Origin of the sequence: Paenibacillus sp. Cedars (assembly GCF_003184205.1) — a bacterium.
GTDB classification, from domain to species: domain Bacteria; phylum Bacillota; class Bacilli; order Paenibacillales; family Paenibacillaceae; genus Paenibacillus_AQ; species Paenibacillus_AQ glucanolyticus.
In genome coordinates, this window is record NZ_CP020866.1 from 3,340,341 (window position 1) to 3,359,270 (window position 18,930).

Annotated in this window: 16 protein-coding genes; 3 read left to right on the forward strand and 13 right to left on the reverse strand. The window is 49.1% G+C overall.

The window, feature by feature from the left end; translation table 11 throughout:
• The first annotated feature begins 13 nt into the window (after positions 1 to 13).
• Positions 14 to 1,228 carry a glucose-1-phosphate adenylyltransferase gene (locus B9D94_RS16905; protein ID WP_148247562.1) on the forward strand — a complete coding sequence of 405 codons (1,215 nt, stop codon included), beginning with the start codon at positions 14 to 16 and terminating at the stop codon, positions 1,226 to 1,228.
• Between the two features lie 168 nt (positions 1,229 to 1,396).
• Here B9D94_RS16905 and B9D94_RS16910 read toward each other — a convergent pair whose 3' ends face one another.
• From B9D94_RS16910 to B9D94_RS16935, 6 genes are all read right to left on the reverse strand, one after another.
• Entirely contained in the window at positions 1,397 to 1,927 is a 531-nt protein-coding gene (locus B9D94_RS16910) for a GNAT family N-acetyltransferase (RefSeq protein ID WP_006209719.1), read from the reverse strand.
• A gap of 51 nt (positions 1,928 to 1,978) precedes the next feature.
• Positions 1,979 to 3,433 (reverse strand): sensor histidine kinase, encoded by a 1,455-nt coding sequence (locus B9D94_RS16915; protein WP_006209718.1) that lies wholly within the window; start codon positions 3,431 to 3,433, stop codon positions 1,979 to 1,981.
• Complete coding sequence (locus B9D94_RS16920) at positions 3,430 to 4,128, reverse strand: response regulator transcription factor (protein WP_036638069.1); 699 nt, start codon at positions 4,126 to 4,128, stop codon at positions 3,430 to 3,432. Before B9D94_RS16920 ends, B9D94_RS16915 begins: the two co-directional genes overlap by 4 nt.
• 3 nt (positions 4,129 to 4,131) lie before the next feature.
• Positions 4,132 to 5,376, reverse strand: a complete 1,245-nt coding sequence (locus B9D94_RS16925; protein WP_006209716.1) for a VCBS repeat-containing protein — start codon at positions 5,374 to 5,376, stop codon at positions 4,132 to 4,134.
• Between the two features lie 141 nt (positions 5,377 to 5,517).
• Positions 5,518 to 6,237 carry a phosphonate ABC transporter ATP-binding protein gene (locus tag B9D94_RS16930; protein WP_036638066.1) on the reverse strand — a complete coding sequence of 240 codons (720 nt, stop codon included), beginning with the start codon at positions 6,235 to 6,237 and terminating at the stop codon, positions 5,518 to 5,520.
• 83 nt (positions 6,238 to 6,320) lie between these two features.
• Positions 6,321 to 7,502 carry an MFS transporter gene (locus tag B9D94_RS16935; RefSeq protein ID WP_148247563.1) on the reverse strand — a complete coding sequence of 394 codons (1,182 nt, stop codon included), beginning with the start codon at positions 7,500 to 7,502 and terminating at the stop codon, positions 6,321 to 6,323.
• Between the two features lie 130 nt (positions 7,503 to 7,632).
• Here B9D94_RS16935 and B9D94_RS16940 point away from each other — a divergent pair, with 130 nt between their 5' ends.
• Positions 7,633 to 8,550 carry an ArsR/SmtB family transcription factor gene (locus tag B9D94_RS16940; RefSeq protein WP_006209712.1) on the forward strand — a complete coding sequence of 306 codons (918 nt, stop codon included), beginning with the start codon at positions 7,633 to 7,635 and terminating at the stop codon, positions 8,548 to 8,550.
• Between the two features lie 16 nt (positions 8,551 to 8,566).
• On the forward strand, positions 8,567 to 9,304 hold the full coding sequence (locus B9D94_RS16945; RefSeq protein WP_006209709.1) for an HAD family hydrolase: 738 nt from the start codon (positions 8,567 to 8,569) through the stop codon (positions 9,302 to 9,304).
• A gap of 75 nt (positions 9,305 to 9,379) precedes the next feature.
• Here B9D94_RS16945 and B9D94_RS16950 read toward each other — a convergent pair whose 3' ends face one another.
• The 7 genes from B9D94_RS16950 to B9D94_RS16980 form a co-directional block, all read right to left on the reverse strand.
• Positions 9,380 to 11,665 (reverse strand): type IA DNA topoisomerase, encoded by a 2,286-nt coding sequence (locus tag B9D94_RS16950; RefSeq protein WP_148247564.1) that lies wholly within the window; start codon positions 11,663 to 11,665, stop codon positions 9,380 to 9,382.
• Positions 11,666 to 11,781: 116 nt separating this feature from the next.
• A complete protein-coding gene (locus B9D94_RS16955; protein ID WP_006209707.1) occupies positions 11,782 to 13,269 on the reverse strand; it encodes a glutamate synthase subunit beta in 1,488 nt (495 codons plus the stop codon).
• A 335-nt stretch (positions 13,270 to 13,604) separates the two neighbouring features.
• Positions 13,605 to 14,099, reverse strand: coding sequence for a dihydrofolate reductase (locus B9D94_RS16960; RefSeq protein WP_006209706.1), 495 nt, complete (start codon positions 14,097 to 14,099; stop codon positions 13,605 to 13,607).
• A 56-nt stretch (positions 14,100 to 14,155) separates the two neighbouring features.
• On the reverse strand, positions 14,156 to 14,950 hold the full coding sequence (gene thyA, locus B9D94_RS16965; protein WP_006209705.1) for a thymidylate synthase: 795 nt from the start codon (positions 14,948 to 14,950) through the stop codon (positions 14,156 to 14,158).
• Between the two features lie 198 nt (positions 14,951 to 15,148).
• Positions 15,149 to 16,564 carry a dihydrolipoyl dehydrogenase gene (lpdA, locus tag B9D94_RS16970; protein WP_006209704.1) on the reverse strand — a complete coding sequence of 472 codons (1,416 nt, stop codon included), beginning with the start codon at positions 16,562 to 16,564 and terminating at the stop codon, positions 15,149 to 15,151.
• A 3-nt stretch (positions 16,565 to 16,567) separates the two neighbouring features.
• A complete protein-coding gene (locus B9D94_RS16975; RefSeq protein ID WP_148247565.1) occupies positions 16,568 to 17,887 on the reverse strand; it encodes a dihydrolipoamide acetyltransferase family protein in 1,320 nt (439 codons plus the stop codon).
• Between the two features lie 29 nt (positions 17,888 to 17,916).
• Positions 17,917 to 18,894: an alpha-ketoacid dehydrogenase subunit beta gene (locus B9D94_RS16980; protein ID WP_006209702.1), complete on the reverse strand. Its 978-nt coding sequence runs from the start codon at positions 18,892 to 18,894 to the stop codon at positions 17,917 to 17,919.
• Positions 18,895 to 18,930: the final 36 nt, after the last annotated feature.

The window sequence follows — 18,930 nt, forward strand, 5'->3', positions numbered from 1 at the left end:
GGAGGGAAACGTGATGAAGAGAAAAGACTGTATTGCTATGCTTCTGGCCGGAGGAGAGGGTAAAAGATTAGCCCCCCTTACGTCCAAGCTGGCAAAACCCGCTGTTCCATTCGGCGGACACTACCGTATAATCGATTTTCCTCTCAGCAATTGTGTGAACTCTGGAATCGATACCGTTGGAGTACTTACACAATACGAGGCAGAATCATTACACGAACATATCGGCGAAGGTGAACCCTGGGGACTAACACATACAGAACACGAAGGTATTGCGCTGCTTCCGTCAAACAACATAGATCAAGAAGGCTACTTAGGAACAGCAGATGCCATTTATAAAAACATTCCTTACATCGATGAACAAAATCCGGAGCATGTGCTCATACTGTCTGGTGACCACATTTATCAGATGGATTATCGGGAAATGCTCGATGCTCATATGAAACAAGGTGCACCTGCGACAATTTCTGTCATGGAAGTTCCTTGGGAAGACGCCAGCCGTTTTGGTGTTATGAGTGTTGACGATAACCTGAATATCATTGAATTTGCTGAAAAACCGGCAAAACCGGAAAGCAATCTTGCATCCATGGGCATTTATTTGTTCCGATGGGACTACCTGAAGCAGCATCTAATGGAGGACGCAGCCGACCCGAACTCCAGCCATGACTTCGGGAAGGATGTGATCCCTAAAATGCTGTCCGGAGAGGAGCCATTGCTGGCGTTCCGTTTCCAAGGCTACTGGCGTGACGTTGGCACCGTAGAGAGCTTATGGGAGGCACATATGGATGTGCTCAGCCAAAATGAGCTTGTGCTTGAGAGAGCCGATTGGCCGATGTACACCCGTGCTTGGAAAACCAAACTTACCGCAGCTCGTACCCGTAATGCGGAGCATACGGATTGCCTCATTCACGACCAATGCACCTTTGAAGGAAAAGCCAAGAGCTCTGTTGTATTCTGCGGTGCAGAGATCGGTAAATATTCCATCGTGAAGGACAGCGTGGTGATGCCCAATGCCAAGATTGGCAAAGGAGTCCATGTTGAGCATGCCATCATCGGCGAAGGAGCCATCATCAAGGATGGAGCCGTTGTAAAAGGCGCTCCCGGCAACGTGGTTGTGGTGGGACCGTATGAGACGGTGCTACCGAAACCAACCGTACGTACCCAGCCGTCCCGTCTGCTTCAGGATGTGTATGAAAAAGGTCGTATGCGTGCCAACGTTTCTTCATCCTAGCCTTCCCTCATACCATGGAAATGGGGTCAGCAGTGATAATCTCCCCCTTCCTCCTTTATAAAAAAAGCGATCCCGTAAGACGGATCGCTTTTTCTCATGTATGTTGCCCTGCTGACTTTTTCTTAAGCGCGTGCGACTTACAGATTTTATATAGTTAGCTGGTTGAGATTAACCAAAAGTCTTCTCATATAAATTCACGAACCGACCGCCCATATCCTGCTCGGCCACGAATTGAAATCCCTGACGCTGATAAAATTGATTCAGTGTAGGCAGATGCGAAACGCAATCCAGTCGGAAGCCCCGTCTGCCCTTTGATAACAAATACGCCTCCGCAAACGAGATCATCTTCGCTCCGAGCTCAAGTCCCCGGTAGGAGGAGCGTACGGTTAGCCGATGCAGATACCCGAAACCCGGATCGTCCCGATCACCCCAATACGCAGCATCTCCGTACTGAAGGGTGAACATGCCAGCAGCTTCCCCTTCATGCCACAGAATAAACACCTCTCGCTCTGCCAAGTACTGCTGCATCAATTCCAGGGAAAAGAGCGATGGGCTCCACTGCCTCCGTCCTTCCTGCTCCATCACTTCGGCTGCCTCCTTGAGCAGAAGCAGCATCTCCCCTGCATTCTCTTCCTCTGCGAGTCCCAGCTCAAAGCGACCCCTCCCGGTTGAAAACGTTGCTAACGCCTTATATCCCACTCTCCTGCACGCTCCCTTCTAAAAAAAGCTTTGCCGGTCACCCGGCAAAGCTTAAGCGCTCGGTCCGGCCAGATCGTCCTCGCCGTTCTCCAAACCACCAGCCATGGGAATTTTCCCTTCCGGCAGCGGAAGTTTGACGATCACGGAGGTTCCTTGTCCAAGCTCACTCTCCATCTCCATCGCTCCCCCATGAAGCTCTATGAGCTGCTGGGTTATGGCGAGTCCAAGTCCTGTTCCGCCATTCAATGGGTTTACCTGGAAGAATCGGTCTTTGACCCGTCTAAGATGCTCATCCGATATGCCAATACCATGATCCTTGACGGTGACAATTACGAATTTTTCCTCTATGGTGAAGGATAAATTGATCGCACCGTTCTCATGCGAGAACTTGACCGCATTGTCCACGATATTGAGAAACACCTGTTTTAAGCGGTTGGCATCCCCGTAGATGATCGGTTTTTCGTCGGACACCAATTTGATCTGGATGCCCTTCTTCTCGGCTTTGGTCCACAGATTGAGCATGATCTCCTGCAGAAGCTCGCGTAAGTTCACGATCCCCTTCACAAGTTTCATCTCATTTTGCTGCAGCTTCGAGAAGTCGAGCAACTCCTCTACGAGGCCAATCAACCGATCGGTTTCCTTGGTGATAATCTGCATTCCGATTTTTGTTTCTTCAGGATCGTAACCGCCGGAGTCAAGCGTTTCGCTCCAGCCCTTGATGCTGGTGAGCGGTGTGCGCAGCTCATGCGATATCGATGAGATAAAGTCATCCTTTACCTGATTGCTTCGCACAATCTCCTGAGCCATATAGTTCAAGGTGGAGGATAACTCGCCAAGCTCATATTTATAATCGCCCTTGATCCGCACGTTAAACTTGCCCTTGGCCATCTGGGCGGATACCGTTGTGATATTGTTGAGCGGCTTCACAATGGAGTTAGCCAGCCCAATGCTGAATGCCAGGACAATGGCAAGCACGGCCGCTCCGATGCTGATCGCAAACAGCGTCATTTTCATCAGTTTATCGTTAATGTACTCAAGCGATGTCACGTAACGAAGCACATAGGTGTTCTCAAAACCGTTCGAAACCGTTTGGGATACGGCCATGACGATCTGACCGGTACCCTGCTGCTTGCCGATCCAGCGGCTCGTATTGCCGGCAAGCGCTTGAGTGACATCACTGGTTTTGATCGTCTGCTCCAAATCGAAACCGGTCGAGGTGGTGAGGACTTGCCCCGCAGGATTCAATATTTGAAGCTCCGTATTATACAATTCAAAATGACGGAGCATCTCGCTCAATTGATTAACATTATCCGCCGAGGTCAATCGAAAGGGCTGATAAAATTCGTTGGCGGTGTGAATATGGTTTGTCATATGGTTGTATACCGTATCGTAATAATACGTTCGTACTGCGATAAGAAAAATAACCTCAATCAGCAGCAACGCAATGAACACTACGAGAAAGTAGTGAAGCACGATTTGCCGCCGAATGCCTTTTTTGATGATCATTGTCCCTGACCCTTCCATTTATAGCCATGACCCCATACCGTCTGGAGGTATTCCGGCTCGGAAGGATTGCCTTCGATTTTTTGGCGCAGTCTCCGAATGTTCACGTCCACGATTTTGGGATCACCCATATATTCTTTGCCCCATACATGATCCAGCAGTACATCACGGCTAAGCGGCGTGTTTTCTTTCTCCAGGAAGAACTGCACCAGCGAGAATTCGGTCGGCGTCAGCTCCACTGGCTGCCCGTTCTTCTTAAACTGCTTGGAGATCAGATCCAGCGTGAATGGACCTGATTGAAAGGATACCTTAGCGGTTCCCGCACGCTGAACATTCACCCGTCGGAGGAGAGATTGCAGCCGCGCAATTAACTCTGTCGGACTAAACGGTTTGCTGACATGATCATCGGCTCCGACTGAAAGAGCATATACCTTATCCTGCTCCTGGACTTTCGCTGTCAGGAAAATAATGCCGATTCGCTCGTTCGTTTCCCGAATTCTGCGGCACACTTCAAAACCGTCAATTCCCGGAACCATCACATCGAGCAAGGCGATATCGATATCTGGCGTCGTTTGCAGCATACGAAGGGCTTCATTGCCGTCTCCTGTCTCCAGAACGTCAAAGCCGTTTCGTTTGAGATTGATTACAATAAAACTGCGGATTGATTCTTCATCCTCTAATATAAGCACTTTACTCAAGGTCTAGTTCCCCTTTCTTTCGATAGGAGCCACATTATTGCTGCTTGGCTTTTTATCTTTTTTACTCAGCTTCAAATCTCCGTGACTCCGGTAAGCGATCACGCGGTTCTTCTCTTTCACCAAAATCTCCCAATCAGATTCTGCTTTGCCCCACTGGGCCATCGTGAAGAATTTAATCTCAGCGACCGATTCGCCCGTGTCCGTCAAGACAAAATTCAAATAAGCATTTTTGTTGGATTCCGGTGTGATGGTAATCTTCTGGTACATGTCCGGCGGAAAGTCCAGATAAAAGCGATTATCCATGTCATAGTATCTTTGAAGTACAAATTGCAGGCCTTCCCGTTCGCCGCTCTCTCGAATTTCCCCGTCCCACTGGAAGTAGGTGGTAAAGAACGGGATCTCATCCACGATAAGCCGATCCTCCCAGCCGCTTGGTCTCGTAAGAACACCAAACTCCAAAATCCCGTCATCATTCACGTCTTCGCTCTCTACAGGCAGTTCCTTGTAGGTAAGCAGTTCGTCCTGAAGCACGTCAATAAACTTGCTATCTTCCATAATGATGATTTTGGAATACGAGGAGTTGGATACAACGGAAGCGTCCAGGATGATACCTTCTTTGTTTTTGGCCACTTTACCTGCGACAACATTGTAATAACTTTCAATATTTGGCCCAAGATCCAGCTTGTTAAGCTCTACAAAGGCATCTTCAAACTTATCATACTGATAGGTGCTGATATACGATAACTCCTTCTGCTGGAGATAGACAACCGTGATATCCTTGACCTTGTCACCATTCATATCACCAATATTAAAGTGCGTGTACGGCAAGGCAGGCACTTTTTCCAGCGAATCCCCGGAGAATGAATACACGGTCAGCAAGTTTTGGAGATTCTCTTCGCCGCGGGAGAAACCAGCTACGATATCAACCTTGCCGTCATTCGTGAAATCAACGAAATCAAACGATTCCAGAACCGTCCCTTCCCCGTCAAAATCCAGCTTCTTCACCCATGTATCACCCTGCTGCTGCATGATCATGCCATGGATCTTCACTTCTTCATCCGGCGTCTGATAGAAGACAACCGCTTCCAGAATGCCATCATTGTCCAGGTCATGGATTCGGATCGAACTGCTGTCCACGTCACTTCGCGGCCGAATAATGGCTCCGTTGTCCAGCTTAAGCTTCTGAAGTGCAGACTGGATGGCACCATTCAGTGTCGCTTTATCCGTCGGCAAATCCGGTTTCTTCATTAAGGAGACTGGGTCCTGAATGAACGTGCAGCCGCTTATGATCAATAGTAACAAGCCCGATAAGAGGGCTTGCATCACTCTATATTTCAATAAGTATCAACTCATTTCTATACATTCACCTAGATATATGGCGAACGATAATTACAGTCTTGACTTCTCACCATGCGTTAAACGTCTCCCGGTTACATCCACTGCAAGCTGCCCGCCCGCAAGACCCATGATGCGGGTGCAATATTTCTCGGCAAGCTCCAGGGGGATAACGGTAAATACCGTTAAACGTTCTTCTTCACACAATGTTTTAAGGGTCTTCAACACGTGTTCGGCCGAGGCCGGATCGAGCCCCGTCACCGGTTCGTCGGCCAATATAACCTTGGCCCCGTGGACCAGTGCCCGTGCAATGGCAATTCGCTGCTTCTCGCCGCCGCTGAGCTCGCCTGCCTTGCGCTTAGCCTTGTCCAATAAACCAAGATGCTCGATTGTATCCATGGCCCCCATATAATCATCAGATCGAACCATCCCCGTAACCATTCGCCACATCGGCGTTTGGCTGGATTGCCCGATCAATACGTTCTTAAGTGCGGTACGATTTACATTTAAGGCCGGGTTCTGCTCAAGATAAGCCCATTCCCGGCGAATCCTCCGTTTTCCAGCAGGATTCATCATATCTTCGCCATCGATGGTTAACTTGCCGCCATCCCATTTTTGCTGCATGGAGAGGCAGCTCATCATCAGACTTTTTCCGCTTCCGCTTGCACCGATCAGACCGATCATTTCCCCGTGTTCCATCTGAAAAGTAATATCCTTTAACACCGGTGTGCGTTCAGGGCCCATCGTTTTCTTCAGGCGATCCACTTTAATCATGTTATCGTCTCTCCCGTCAAGTGCATATTCCTACTCTCTAGTTTAGAAGAAAGCGAAAGCAATTGCCATGAGAACACACGTTTCTATTTCTGTGGAGATACAGATTTGACTTTAAACCATAAACCCGTACACGCAAACAAAATATACAAGCCTCCGAGCAGAACAAATATGCCTCCGTTCCATCCGGTTTCCATAATCGCCCCGCCGGCATTAGGACCTGCTATGCTGCCCGCATTAAAGTGAAAGGAAGCCACCACGTTTGCTGCCGGCAGCAGCACTCGGGGAAGTATATCGGCAGCATAAGCCAGCCCAAGCGAGAAGAACGATCCGACCAATCCTCCCGCCAGAGTTAACAATACTAATATTGCCCAGAAATTCGTTCCTGCCACCGGTATGAGCAAGAAACAGCACCCGCCCACGATCCCGGCGATGGTCAGCACCCGTTTCCGTCCGAATTTGTCGCTCCATATTCCGAGCGGAAGCTGCAGCAGGAGTCCGCCGATCCCGACAAAAGGCAGCAGAGCCGAGATCTCGCCTAAAGTGAATCCGCTTCTTAATCCATATACAGGGAAGTTGCTGTTAATCCCCGCTTCCATGTACCCGTACAGAAAAGCAGGGATTAATGCAAACCAGGCCAAGCGGTAGCTTTTGAGATACCGGCCTCCAGGCTGCTGTTCCCCGTTTTCGCTTTTTTCCGGCTTCAGATTCGGGAGCTTAAAGAGCACAACCAACAGAATGAACAAGAACAGTACCGCCAGGATCAGAAACGGTACCGCTTCGCCATATTTTAATAGAGGAATGCCCAGCGGCCCAATACTAAATCCCAGTCCGTACGACATGCCGTAGAAGGATATGCTCCGCCCCCGGTTTTTGGCCGTTGACATCATGAGCACCCAGAGCTGTGCGGCATAATGAAGGGCACTGTCGCCAATACCGACAAGCACCCGGAGCACAAACCAGACGGCCACACTCGGTATTAATGGAAATGCGACAAGCGACAGCATGACCAGAACGAGCCCGGACACAATCAGCTTTTTGAAGCCGACCCACCCGAGAACCCTCTCGGCCACCAGCGTCATCGCAAAGGATCCAACGTATAGTGCGGCTGCATTCAATCCGTTCATGGATGAGGAGATGCCCATCCGTTCCAAAAATATAGCCAGTACCGGCAGTAACAGTCCCTGGCTTAAGCCCGCCGCAACCACGACGGCAATTAATATAAAATAATGAGTTCTCCCTTGACGGGGGTTTACAACTTCTGCCACTGCAATATAGTCCTCCTCTAATGTGAAAAAACGATGAATTTAAACAGTCAGATGAACATTATAGTGGACAAGCCCAATCGATACAAGCCATAATAAGAACAATGCCATCAATTGGGAGGGTATCTGTGTAATGAAGTACAAAGTTAGTATTGATGTATCCATGGTGTACGAGCTGCTGGGCAGCTTCATGATATATGCAACAAGAAAATGGACCGATAACCTGGATATCGGAAAGCAGCTTATTACCGAGATGGACGAACGTTTGCCTCAGCAGGTGCGCGTCCAGTTCAGTGGAGCCCGTTTATGGCCGCTGGCCGATTATGACGTATTATATGCCCTGATCATGCTTAGGGGAGAACATGAGGAGATTCCGGATTTTCTTGAATGGATTGAATCATCCCCTGTGGAGGAACTCCATGGTCTGCTGCAGCCGCATTTGCCGTCCCTGTCACTGGATGAAATCTCTAGAATCCGAGCAGACTACACACCACTCATGAAACTCTGGTATGAGCATTATTTTTCCAATGTGGAACGGGATTTGTATCATTTGCTGGAGGAAGATGCCGAGGAAAAACGGATGCTTCTTCCCAAAATGGACGACGAGAACCTGATCGAATACGCCTCAAGCGGCGTTATCCTGGACGATGTGCGGCAGGAACATGTGGTCTTGTTCCCTGGAACTCATTTTCGCCCGATCAATACCTATTGCTTCTATGAAAATGTACTCCTGCTCCAATATCCGATCGATATCCCGGAGGAAGAGGAAGATGAACCCCCCGTTGTGCTCCTGCGCATGACAGAGGCGCTTGCGGATCCGGAACGTCTCCGTCTCCTGCGATATATTGCGGACGAGCCGAAGGCCGTATCCGAAATGGCAACTGAACTGGGGCAGCCTTATGAAGATCTGATGCATCATTTAATGATATTGAGGGCGGCAGGTTTGCTGCGCTCCCATCTGAAATCCGAAAATAACGAAAGATTCAGCCTGCGACCGGATGGAGCATCCGAACTGCAGATGTTCCTGGAGACCTACATTCGACTTTCATAGCAAGAAGGAGCGTACCATGAGCCAAACATCACAGCATATTATTTTCGACATGGATGACACCTTGATTCACTGCAACAAATATTTCGATCTGATCCTGGGTGATTATTTCGAGTGGATGACCGAATGGTTCCAGCAGTATGGTGTAACTACTCAGGATATCCGTACCAAACAGATGGAAATCGACGTAGCCGGCGTGGATAAGATGGGATTCGCAAGCGTTAACTTCCCCAAATCCCTGATCGCTACGTATCATTATTTTAGCAAGGTTCACGGAAGAGGAAGATCTCCAAAAGAAGAGGAGCTGCTCTTCAAATTAGGTCTAAGTGTGTATGATCAGGAAATTGAGGCTTATCCCGGCATGATTGAGACATTGGAGGAGCTTCGAGATGAAGGACATCAATTGTACCTGTACACCGGTGGAGAATCCAAAATTCAGACACGTAAAATCGAACAAATGAAACTAGCGGAGTATTTTAATGATCGTATCTATATCCGTCAGCATAAAAATATTACGGCCCTGGAAGAAATCCTGAGCCTGGGAACATTCGACCGCTCCGACACGTGGATGATCGGCAACTCGCTTCGCACGGATGTGGTGCCGGCTCTAACGGCTGGTATTAATAGCATTTATATCAAGCAGCAGCGAGAGTGGCAGTATAATCTGGTGGAGCTGAAACAAGAACCCCATAATGTGCTGTACACCGTTTCCGCCTTAACCGAGGTGCCTGAAGTCATTCAGGAGCATTTAAATTAAACCAAATAAAACCGAGCCGCTCAGGACAGCATCCTGAATTGGCCCGGTTTTTTGCTTTACTCTACATGACAACCCTTACTTCACGGACGCGCTTGTATCCTCTGCCTGTACGGATAGCTTTCCATTACCGTCGGCAGCCAGCACAATCCTGCCCTTATACGTGCTGCCATCATCATTTTTAAAAGATAATACCTGGGTTTTGCCTTGAAGCAGCAAGGATTTCAGCATCGCATGCGTAACATTCTTGCCCGCAAATTCCTTCCAGATCACATAACTGCAGCCGGTCTTGAAGTTCGCGCAGCCATAACCCTTGCGTCCTTCAATAATCTGCCCGTCACACCCGGGTCTAGGACAGCGCCCTAACGGTGATCGCACGGACGACGCATCGGTTGCTGTCTTAGATTTGGGAGCACTCTTCGCGGGACGCTCTTCGCGGGCGCGAGCCGCGGCATCCGCTTTCCCCGTGCTCCGCTTCCCTCTGCCCTTCGCCTTGTCCTCATCTCCACCGAATAAGGACGAAGGTGCAGGACGCTGCGAGGATACCTTGTTTATGATGGAAATGGTAAACTTCTGCACATTTTGCATGAACACGTCTGCCGAAGCCTCACCCTTGGATATTTGGTTTAGACGCCGCTCCCATTGGCCTGTCATCTCGGGTGAAGCCAGCAATTCTACACCTGCATGCCGGATCAGCTCAACCGCCGTTCTTCCTTTTTGGGTTACGGTGATTTTCTTGCCCTGCATCGTAATATATCCAACCTTTTTCAAACGCTCGATCGTTGCTGCCCGGGTTGCCGGCGTTCCAAGCCCGCTGTCCTTCATGGCATCCCGAAGTGCTTCATCCTCAATGGACTTTCCGGCGCTTTCCATCGCCTTCAGCAAAGTCCCTTCCGTGTAACTCTTCGGCGGCTGGGTCGCCTTTTCTTTCACTTCGGACTTTTTACAGTGAACGGGATGATCGGGAACCAGGTCGAATGAGCGATCGTTCCACTCCTGGGTCTCCTCTTCCTCGTCCTCTTTTCCCTTCTTAGAGGAAGGCTTGGCCTTCTTCTGCTCTTTATCCCGGGTTATCAGCACCTTCCAGCCGAGGGACAGCAGCTCCTTAATTCCGGTCTTAAACGTCTCTCCCTCAACCTCGGTAAGCACCGTATGCTGCTTGTACTTCGCCGGTGGGTAAAAATGCGACAGAAAACGGATGATGACCAGATCATAAATATGCTGCTCCTCCTTGCTCAGCGTGCCCGGACGCTTCAATGTCGGGAGGATGGCATGGTGATCCTCTACCCGCTGCGGATTGCATACGGCTTTGTTGTTGATATTAACACGGCTCGGCTCGGCCCCTTCCGCCATGGAGGCATAGGGGGTCGATTTTAACATATGAAGCGCCTTGTGCATCCCTTCAATGTTCTGTTCATTGACATAGTTGGAGTTGGTACGCGGGTACGAGATCACCTTATGGCGTTCATATAGCGCTTGTGCAAGATCCAGCGTTTTTTTGGCAGAGTATCCGTACTTGGCATTGGCATCGCGCTGGAGAAGTGTCAAATCATACATTTTGAATGGATATTCCTTGGTTTCCTTCACTTCATATTTCGCAATGACACCGTTCTTACCGTTCACCTTGGCAGCGATCGTGTCCGCTTTCTCCTGGGAGGTCAACCGTTCTCCCTGCCATGTCCCGGTATACTCCAGCTTCTCTTGCTTAAACACCGCCAACACATCGTAAAAGGTTTGCGATTCGAAGGCTTCAATCTCCTTCTGCCGATCATAGATAAGAGCAAGAACCGGCGTCTGCACCCGCCCTACGGACAGTAATGTCTGATGACGCGTTGTAAAGGCGCGTGACGCATTCATGCCGATCAGCCAATCCGCTTCACTGCGTGCGCGTGCGGCTTGGGTCAAATACTCGAATTCCACCCCGTCCTTCAGCTCCGCAAAACCTTTGGCAATGCTCTCCGCTGTTAAATCCGATATCCATAATCTTTTTACGGGTTGTCTGAGCTTTAATTGCTGCTGGATCAAGGCGAAAATATACTGTCCTTCCCGTCCCGCATCACAAGCATTTACGATATGGCTGCAGCGCTTGGCTACCTCGCCAATGACCTTCAATTGGTCCTTGGTTTTCGGATTCGGGATGATTTTGAACTGCTCCGGAATGATCGGCAGATCCCGTAAATTCCAGCGTTTATACTTCGGATCATATGCATCCGGCTCAGCAAGCCCTACCAGATGTCCGATAGCCCAAGTTATGATATACTGCTCTCCTTCAAGATATGTACGGTTATTCTTCGCTCGCGGCTCGATTACCGCAGCAATGTTCCGTCCCATATCCGGCTTTTCGGCAATGACCAACGTTTTCAAATGACATTCTCCTCCCCGACCGAGTTGCCCCGTGCGCAGTGGCTAACTCCAAAAAGGACTTCGCTCTCGCGAAGTCCCTTTAACTACTATTTATGATAGCATATTTAGGAGAGGGTTTAAACCAGAACCGTAGCACCCATCAAATATTTGTCTACCTCGCGTGCGACTTCACGGCCTTCATTGATCGCCCATACGACCAGGCTTTGTCCGCGGCGCATATCGCCGGCAGCAAATACTTTGTCCACATTGGTTGTATATTTGCCATAAGGGGCTTTCACGTTGGAACGGCGATCCGTTTCAAGTCCCAGCTGTTCTACAAGCGTCTGCTCCGGTCCGTCGAACCCGATAGCAATGAACGCCATTTGTGCCGGGAAAGCCTTTTCCGTGCCCGGAATCGGTTGATATACTTTTCGTCCGGTTTCATCCACGATACGCTCGATCTGCACAGTGTGAAGTTCTTTCAGATTGCCTTCTTCATCACCAACAAATTTCGTGGTCATAATGGAAAATTCGCGTGGATCGCTGCCAAACAACGCTTTGGCTTCCTCATGAGCATAATCGAGTGTATACACATTCGGAAATTGCGGCCACGGGTTCGCAATCGGATCGCGCTGAAGCGGAGCTTTTTTATGCGTACCGAACTGGGTTACACTGCTGCAGCCATGACGCAAAGCAGTTGCGACGCAGTCAGAACCCGTGTCACCGCCGCCAATCACGATGACATCCTTGTCTTTGGCCGACAAGTAGTTACCGTCTTCAAGGCCTGAATCGAGCAGGCTCTTGATGGTCCCATTCAGATAATCCATCGCGTAATGGATGCCCTTAAGGTCGCTGCCCTCAATGTTGAATTCACGCGGCTTTGTTGCACCGCCACACAGTACGACAGCATCATAATCCTCCATAAGCTGCTTGGCCGCAATGTCCTTGCCAATCTCGGTATTGACCACGAACTCCACACCTTCAGCCGCAAGCAGATCCACGCGGCGCTGAACAACGCCCTTATCCAGCTTCATGGATGGAATTCCGTAAGTTAACAAACCGCCGATGCGGTCTGCACGCTCATACACAGTCACTGAGTGGCCCGCTTTGTTCAGTTGGGCAGCTGCTGCCAGCCCCGCTGGACCAGAACCAACAACGGCAACGCGGCGTCCCGTGCGCTTCTCAGGCGGCTCAGGGACAACCCAGCCTTCTTCAAAGCCCTTGTCGATAATCTCTTGCTCAATGGATTTAATCGTTACCGGCTCCCCGATCAAGCCTACTGTACACGAACCTTCGCAAGGTGCAGGACATACGCGTCCTGTAAATTCAGGAAAGTTATTTGTTTTGTGAAGACGCTCGAGAGCCTCTCTCCACAAGCCTCGATAAACAAGATTGTTCCATTCCGGAATCAGATTGTGGATCGGGCAGCCGGATGTGCCGCCGATCATATCGATCCCTGTATGACAGTATGGTGTACCGCAGTCCATGCAGCGTGCTCCCTGGGTCTGGAGCTCTTCTTCTTCTAAATGTTTATGAAACTCTTCCCAGTCTTTTACTCGTTCTGCCGGGCTCCGGTCTACCGGTAGCTGGCGCTGAAACTCCATAAATCCTGTTGGTGTAGACATACTGCTTTACCCCCATCCGTTCTATCCATGCTGATTACCATGTACAATTTATCATATCATAAATCATCCGACATCTATCGTCAGATAACCACAGAAACAGCATTCAGCCTGATTTATTTTTTCTTATTTAAACTAAAAAAATTTTTATCAGTGCCAAAACCCTACTATTTGCGGCTATTTAAGCAGCAATGTGTATAAACATTAGAAATATAGTAGCATTTCGCTTTTCGCCTGTTAAATGGACTATATGCATGATCATTTGTATTATCCTACTATCCCAGGGTTCACAACATAGATAGATAGCTGCAGTCTATCCCTTCAATTGGTGCTCATTACTACTTGTGTTTTCGCTCATAAATAACAAACCGGTAAGTGTATGGATTTTTCTCATCTGTAATACCCGGGATTTCTTCAATAATCTGCCATTGATCCCAGTCCACCTCCGGGAAGTATGTATCCCCTTCAAAAGACTCGTCAATGAACGTGCAATACAGACGATCTGCCTTGGGCAGCATCTTCTCGTAGATTTGTGCTCCGCCAATCACCATTAATTCTCCGTTGTTCGAATAAGCCGTAGCATCCTCGATATCGTGAAGAACGATCCCTTGATCCTCCGACAGCGTAAAATTCTCGTCCCTGGTAAGCACAATGTTCGTTCTGTGCGGCAGCGGTTTACTGCCAAAAGATTCCCAGGTTTTACGCCCCATCAGAATCGTTTTGTTCAAGGTTTTCTCCCTGAAAAAAGCCATGTCCCGCGGCAAACGCCACGGCATTGTTCCGTTTAAGCCAATCACCTGATCCTTGCCCATTGCCCATATCATGGATATCATGATAGATCATCTCCTTCCTTGCTCTGATAGATTGTCATGCAACAGATTCAAAGGAATTACACGGCTACAGTTGCCTTGATGGTCGGATGATATTGATAGCCCTCAAATTCAAAATCGTCAAATGTATAGTCAAAAATACTCTCCGGTTTGCGCTTAATAATCAGCTTCGGCAGCTCGTACGGTTCACGCTCAAGTTGGGTTTTCACCTGTTCCATATGGTTGGAGTAGATATGCACGTCCCCTCCGGACCAAATGAATTCACCAGGCTCTAACCCGCATTGCTGTGCAACCATATGGGTCAGCAGCGCGTAACTGGCAATGTTGAACGGGAGGCCCAGGAAACTGTCCACAGACCGCATGGTCAGCATACAGGAGAGTTTCCCGCCCGCAACGTAGAATTGGAACACAAAATGGCATGGAGGCAGCTTCATGTTCTCAATCTCCGCCACATTCCAGGCGCTGACGATATGCCGCCTGGAGTCGGGGTTATTCTTAATTGACTCGATCACGTTTGCAATCTGGTCGATATGTTGTCCATCCGGCGTTTCCCAAGCCCGCCATTGCGAACCGTAGACCGGACCCAGATCGCCATTCTCATCCGCCCATTCGTCCCATATCCGCACGCCGTTCTCTTTGAGATATCGAATGTTTGTTTCCCCGCTCAGGAACCATAAAAGCTCGTGTACAACCGATTTAAGGTGAATCCGCTTCGTTGTCATTAGCGGGAACCCTTGTGAAAGATCAAAACGCAGCTGTCTTCCAAATACGGATAGCGTCCCGGTCCCCGTGCGGTCTCCCTTCTCTACACCATGATCCAGTATGTCCTGCAGCAGCTCCAAGTATTGTTTCATCTTTAGTCACCTCACTAGAATCTCATATCAACAGTCTACCATGATCGTGGAATGTATGACACGCAGAAAATAACTCTGCATTTTACGATAATCCATACATTCGATCATCCGCAAAAAAACAAAAACAGGAGGCAGAAACCGCCTGCGCGTTCTCTGCCTCCTGGCCAAATATATAATGACTAAGGTAGTGTCCTAGAATTAACGGGAAATGATGTGGATCGGATGACCCATAACCAGTTCCGCAGCTTCCATTACGATTTCGCCCAAAGTCGGATGCGCATGGATAGTCAAAGCTACATCTTCAAGTGTAGCACCCATCTCAATGGCAAGACCAAGCTCAGCGATCAGGTTTGAAGCTTCCAAACCTACGATTTGTGCACCGAGGATAAGTCCTGTTCCTTCTTCGGCTACGATCTTCACAAAGCCTTCAGGATGGTTCAGGGATACAGAACGTCCGTTGCCTGCGTAAGGGAATTTGCCTGCTTTTACTTTGTGGCCTTTTTCCTTCGCTTGAGCTTCGGTGTAACCTACGCTGGAACATTCCGGATCTGTGAACACCACAGCTGGAATACATTTGTAGTCAACAACAGATGGCATTCCGGAGATCACCTCAGCAGCAACCTTACCTTCGTAAGATGCTTTATGAGCAAGTGCCAGACCGGATACGATATCACCGATAGCAAAGATATGAGGAATGCTGGTGCGACCTTGATGGTCGACTTTTACAAAGCCGCGCTCGTCAAGATCCATACCGATCAGATCCAGACCAAGCTCACCATCCGTATTCGGACGACGGCCGACAGTAACCAACAGGTAGTCTGCCGTTACTTCCTTCGTTTCACCGTTCACGGAGTATTTCACGGTAACTTCTTTATCATTCTGCTCAGCACTTTCAGCTTTTGCACCTGTAATAATCTCGATACCGGTTTTCTTCATGTTTTTCGTAACAAGGCTGGTCATGTCTTTGTCGAAGCCAGCCAGTACGCTGTCCAGACCTTCGATGATGGTAACCTTCGAACCAAATTTGGAGTACATTTGACCAAGCTCGGCACCGATGTATCCACCACCGATAACGATCAAACTCTTCGGTACTTCTGGCAGGTTCAGCGCTTCGGTCGAAGACAGGATGCGTCCGCCGAATGGGAAAGGCTTCAGTTCGATTGGACGGGAACCTGTAGCAATGATGCAGTTCTTGAAACGGTAACGCGGAGATTCATGATCGTTGAATACACGCGCTTCGTTTTCGTTGATGAACATGCACTCACCGTTGAAAACTTCAACTTTGTTGCCTTTCAGCAAGCCGGATACGCCGCTGGTCATTTTCTTAACAACGCCGTTTTTGAATTCCTGTGTTTTTGCAAAATCAACTTTTACATTCTCTACAGAAATACCGAATGCATCCGCATGCTTAGCTGATTCAAACTGATGAGCAGCAGCGATCAGCGCTTTTGAAGGAATACAACCACGGTTCAAACAAACACCGCCGAGCTCCGATTTATCAACGATCAGAACTTTTTGACCCAGTTGGGCGGCACGAATCGCCGCCACATAACCACCAGGACCAGCACCAATGACTAGGGTATCAATATCCAAAGAAGCATCTCCAACTACCATTAGTTACACCTCCATAACAAGCAGCTCAGGGTTAGCGAGCAGTTGTTTAATATAGTTCATAAAGTGTTGAGCTGTAGCACCATCGATGATACGGTGGTCAAAGCTCAGGGACAATGCCATTACAGGTGCCGCAACAATTTCACTGTTCTTCACAACCGCTTTTTCGCTGATGCGGCCGGTACCAAGAATAGCAACCTCTGGGAAGTTGATGATCGGCGTAAAGAACATACCGCCTGCAGATCCGATGTTCGTGATGGAAATTGTGCTGCCCTTCATTTCGTTAGGAGACAGTTTGCCTTCACGGCCGCGAGCAGCCAGATCACGGATGCTGTCAGCGATCATCCAGATGCTCTTACGATCTGCATCTTTGATCACCGGTACAATCAGACCGTTGTCTGTATCTGTAGCGATACCGATGTTGTAGTACTTCTTGTACACGATTTCGTTCGCTTCTTCATCGATCATTGCGTTCAAAGCAGGGAATTGACGGCTAGCCGCAACGAGTGCTTTCACGATGAATGGCAGATACGTAACTTTTGTGCCTTTTTTCTCTGCGATTGGTTTCATGCGGGTACGGAAAGCTACCAGCTCGGTTACGTCAACTTCGTCCATGATCGTAACGTGCGGAGCTGTGTATGCCGATTTAACCATCGCATTCGAGATCGCTTTACGGATTCCTTTGAATGGTACGCGTTCTTCTTCTGCACGAGTATCCACCGCTGCGGATGCTGCAGGAGCTGCTTTAGCTTCGGAAGACGCTTCTTGTGCAGGAGCCGCTGCTGCCTGGCCGCCGCCGTTCTTGAAGCCTTCAACGTCTTCGCGTGTTACTTTGCCGTTATTGCCGGAGCCTTGTACTTGTGTGATGTCTACGCCTTGCTCACGAGCGAATTTACGCACGCTAGGTGTAGCCAAAACTTCACGGTTAGGTGCTGCTGGCGCTGCCGCTTCACCGTTTCCGCCTTGCTTAGCGTCAGCCGGAGCATCTTGAGCCGGGGAAGAAGTTGTATCCGCGCTGCCCTTAGCTGCGTCGGCTTCTTGAGCGGCTTGCTCTTCAGCTGGAGCTTCTTGCTCAGGAATGTCGCCTTCAGCATCGATGATAGCAACCACTTCACCGACACGGCATACTTGACCGTCCTTGGCAAAAACTTCTTGAACCGTACCGTTCACGGGACAAGGAACTTCCACGACCGCTTTGTCGTTCTGTACTTCCATGATGATGTCGTCGTCTGTTACTTTGTCGCCTGGCTTGATATGCATTTTGATGATTTCACCTTCATGCAAACCTTCACCCAGCTCTGGAAAACGATATTCAAATTTTGCCAACTGAAAAACCTCCCTAGAAATTGCTGCTATTAGAAATTCAATACTTTATTTACGGTTTCAACGATACGCGCTGGAGTAGGCAGCCAAGTGTCCTCGATTTGTGCAAAAGGATACACGGTGTCTGGCGGTGCTACGCGCAGTACTGGAGCTTCCAGATGCAGGATCGCTCTCTCGTTGATTTGAGCGATAACTTCTGCGGCAACGCCGGCGGATTTTTGCGCTTCTTGAACCACGATGGCACGGTTGGTTTTCTTCACCGAAGCAAGCACGGTATCGATATCGATTGGAGCGATGGTTCGCAAATCGATGATTTCGGCCTTGATTCCGTTCTTCTCAAGCTCATCAGCAGCTTTTGTTGCTGTGTGAACCATCAGACCGTAAGCGATAATCGTCACGTCGGTTCCTTCACGAACCACATTAGCTTTTCCAAGTTCTACGGTGTATTCACCTTCAGGAACTTCAGCGCGGAACGCATGATACAGGTTCAAGTGCTCCATGAAGAATACAGGGTCATTGTCGCGGATTGCCGCGATCATGAGTCCTTTTGCATCATAAGGATTGGAAGGCACTACAACTTTAATACCCGGGGTTTGCGTGATGAAACCTTCCAGTGCGTCGGTATGCAGTTCTGCCGCTTTAACCCCGCCGCCAAACGGCGTACGGAATACGATCGGAGAATGGTAACGTCCGCCGGAACGGTAACGCATGCGCGCTGCTTGAACTACGATTTGGTCAAGAGCTTCAAAGATAAATCCAACGAATTGGATTTCAGCGATCGGGCGGAAGCCCTGGATACCGAGACCTACTGCCAAACCACCGATAGCGGACTCGGCCAGCGGCGTATCGAATACGCGCTCTTCTCCGAATTCTTTTTGAAGGCCTTCCGTTACACGGAAAACACCGCCGACATTACCCACGTCTTCACCGAAGATGACAACGTTAGGGTCACGGCTCAATTCAACGCGCATGGCGTCGCGAATCGCTTCTTTCATGTTCATTTGTGCCATTGCTTCATTTCCTCCTTAAGAAATACAGTTGACTAA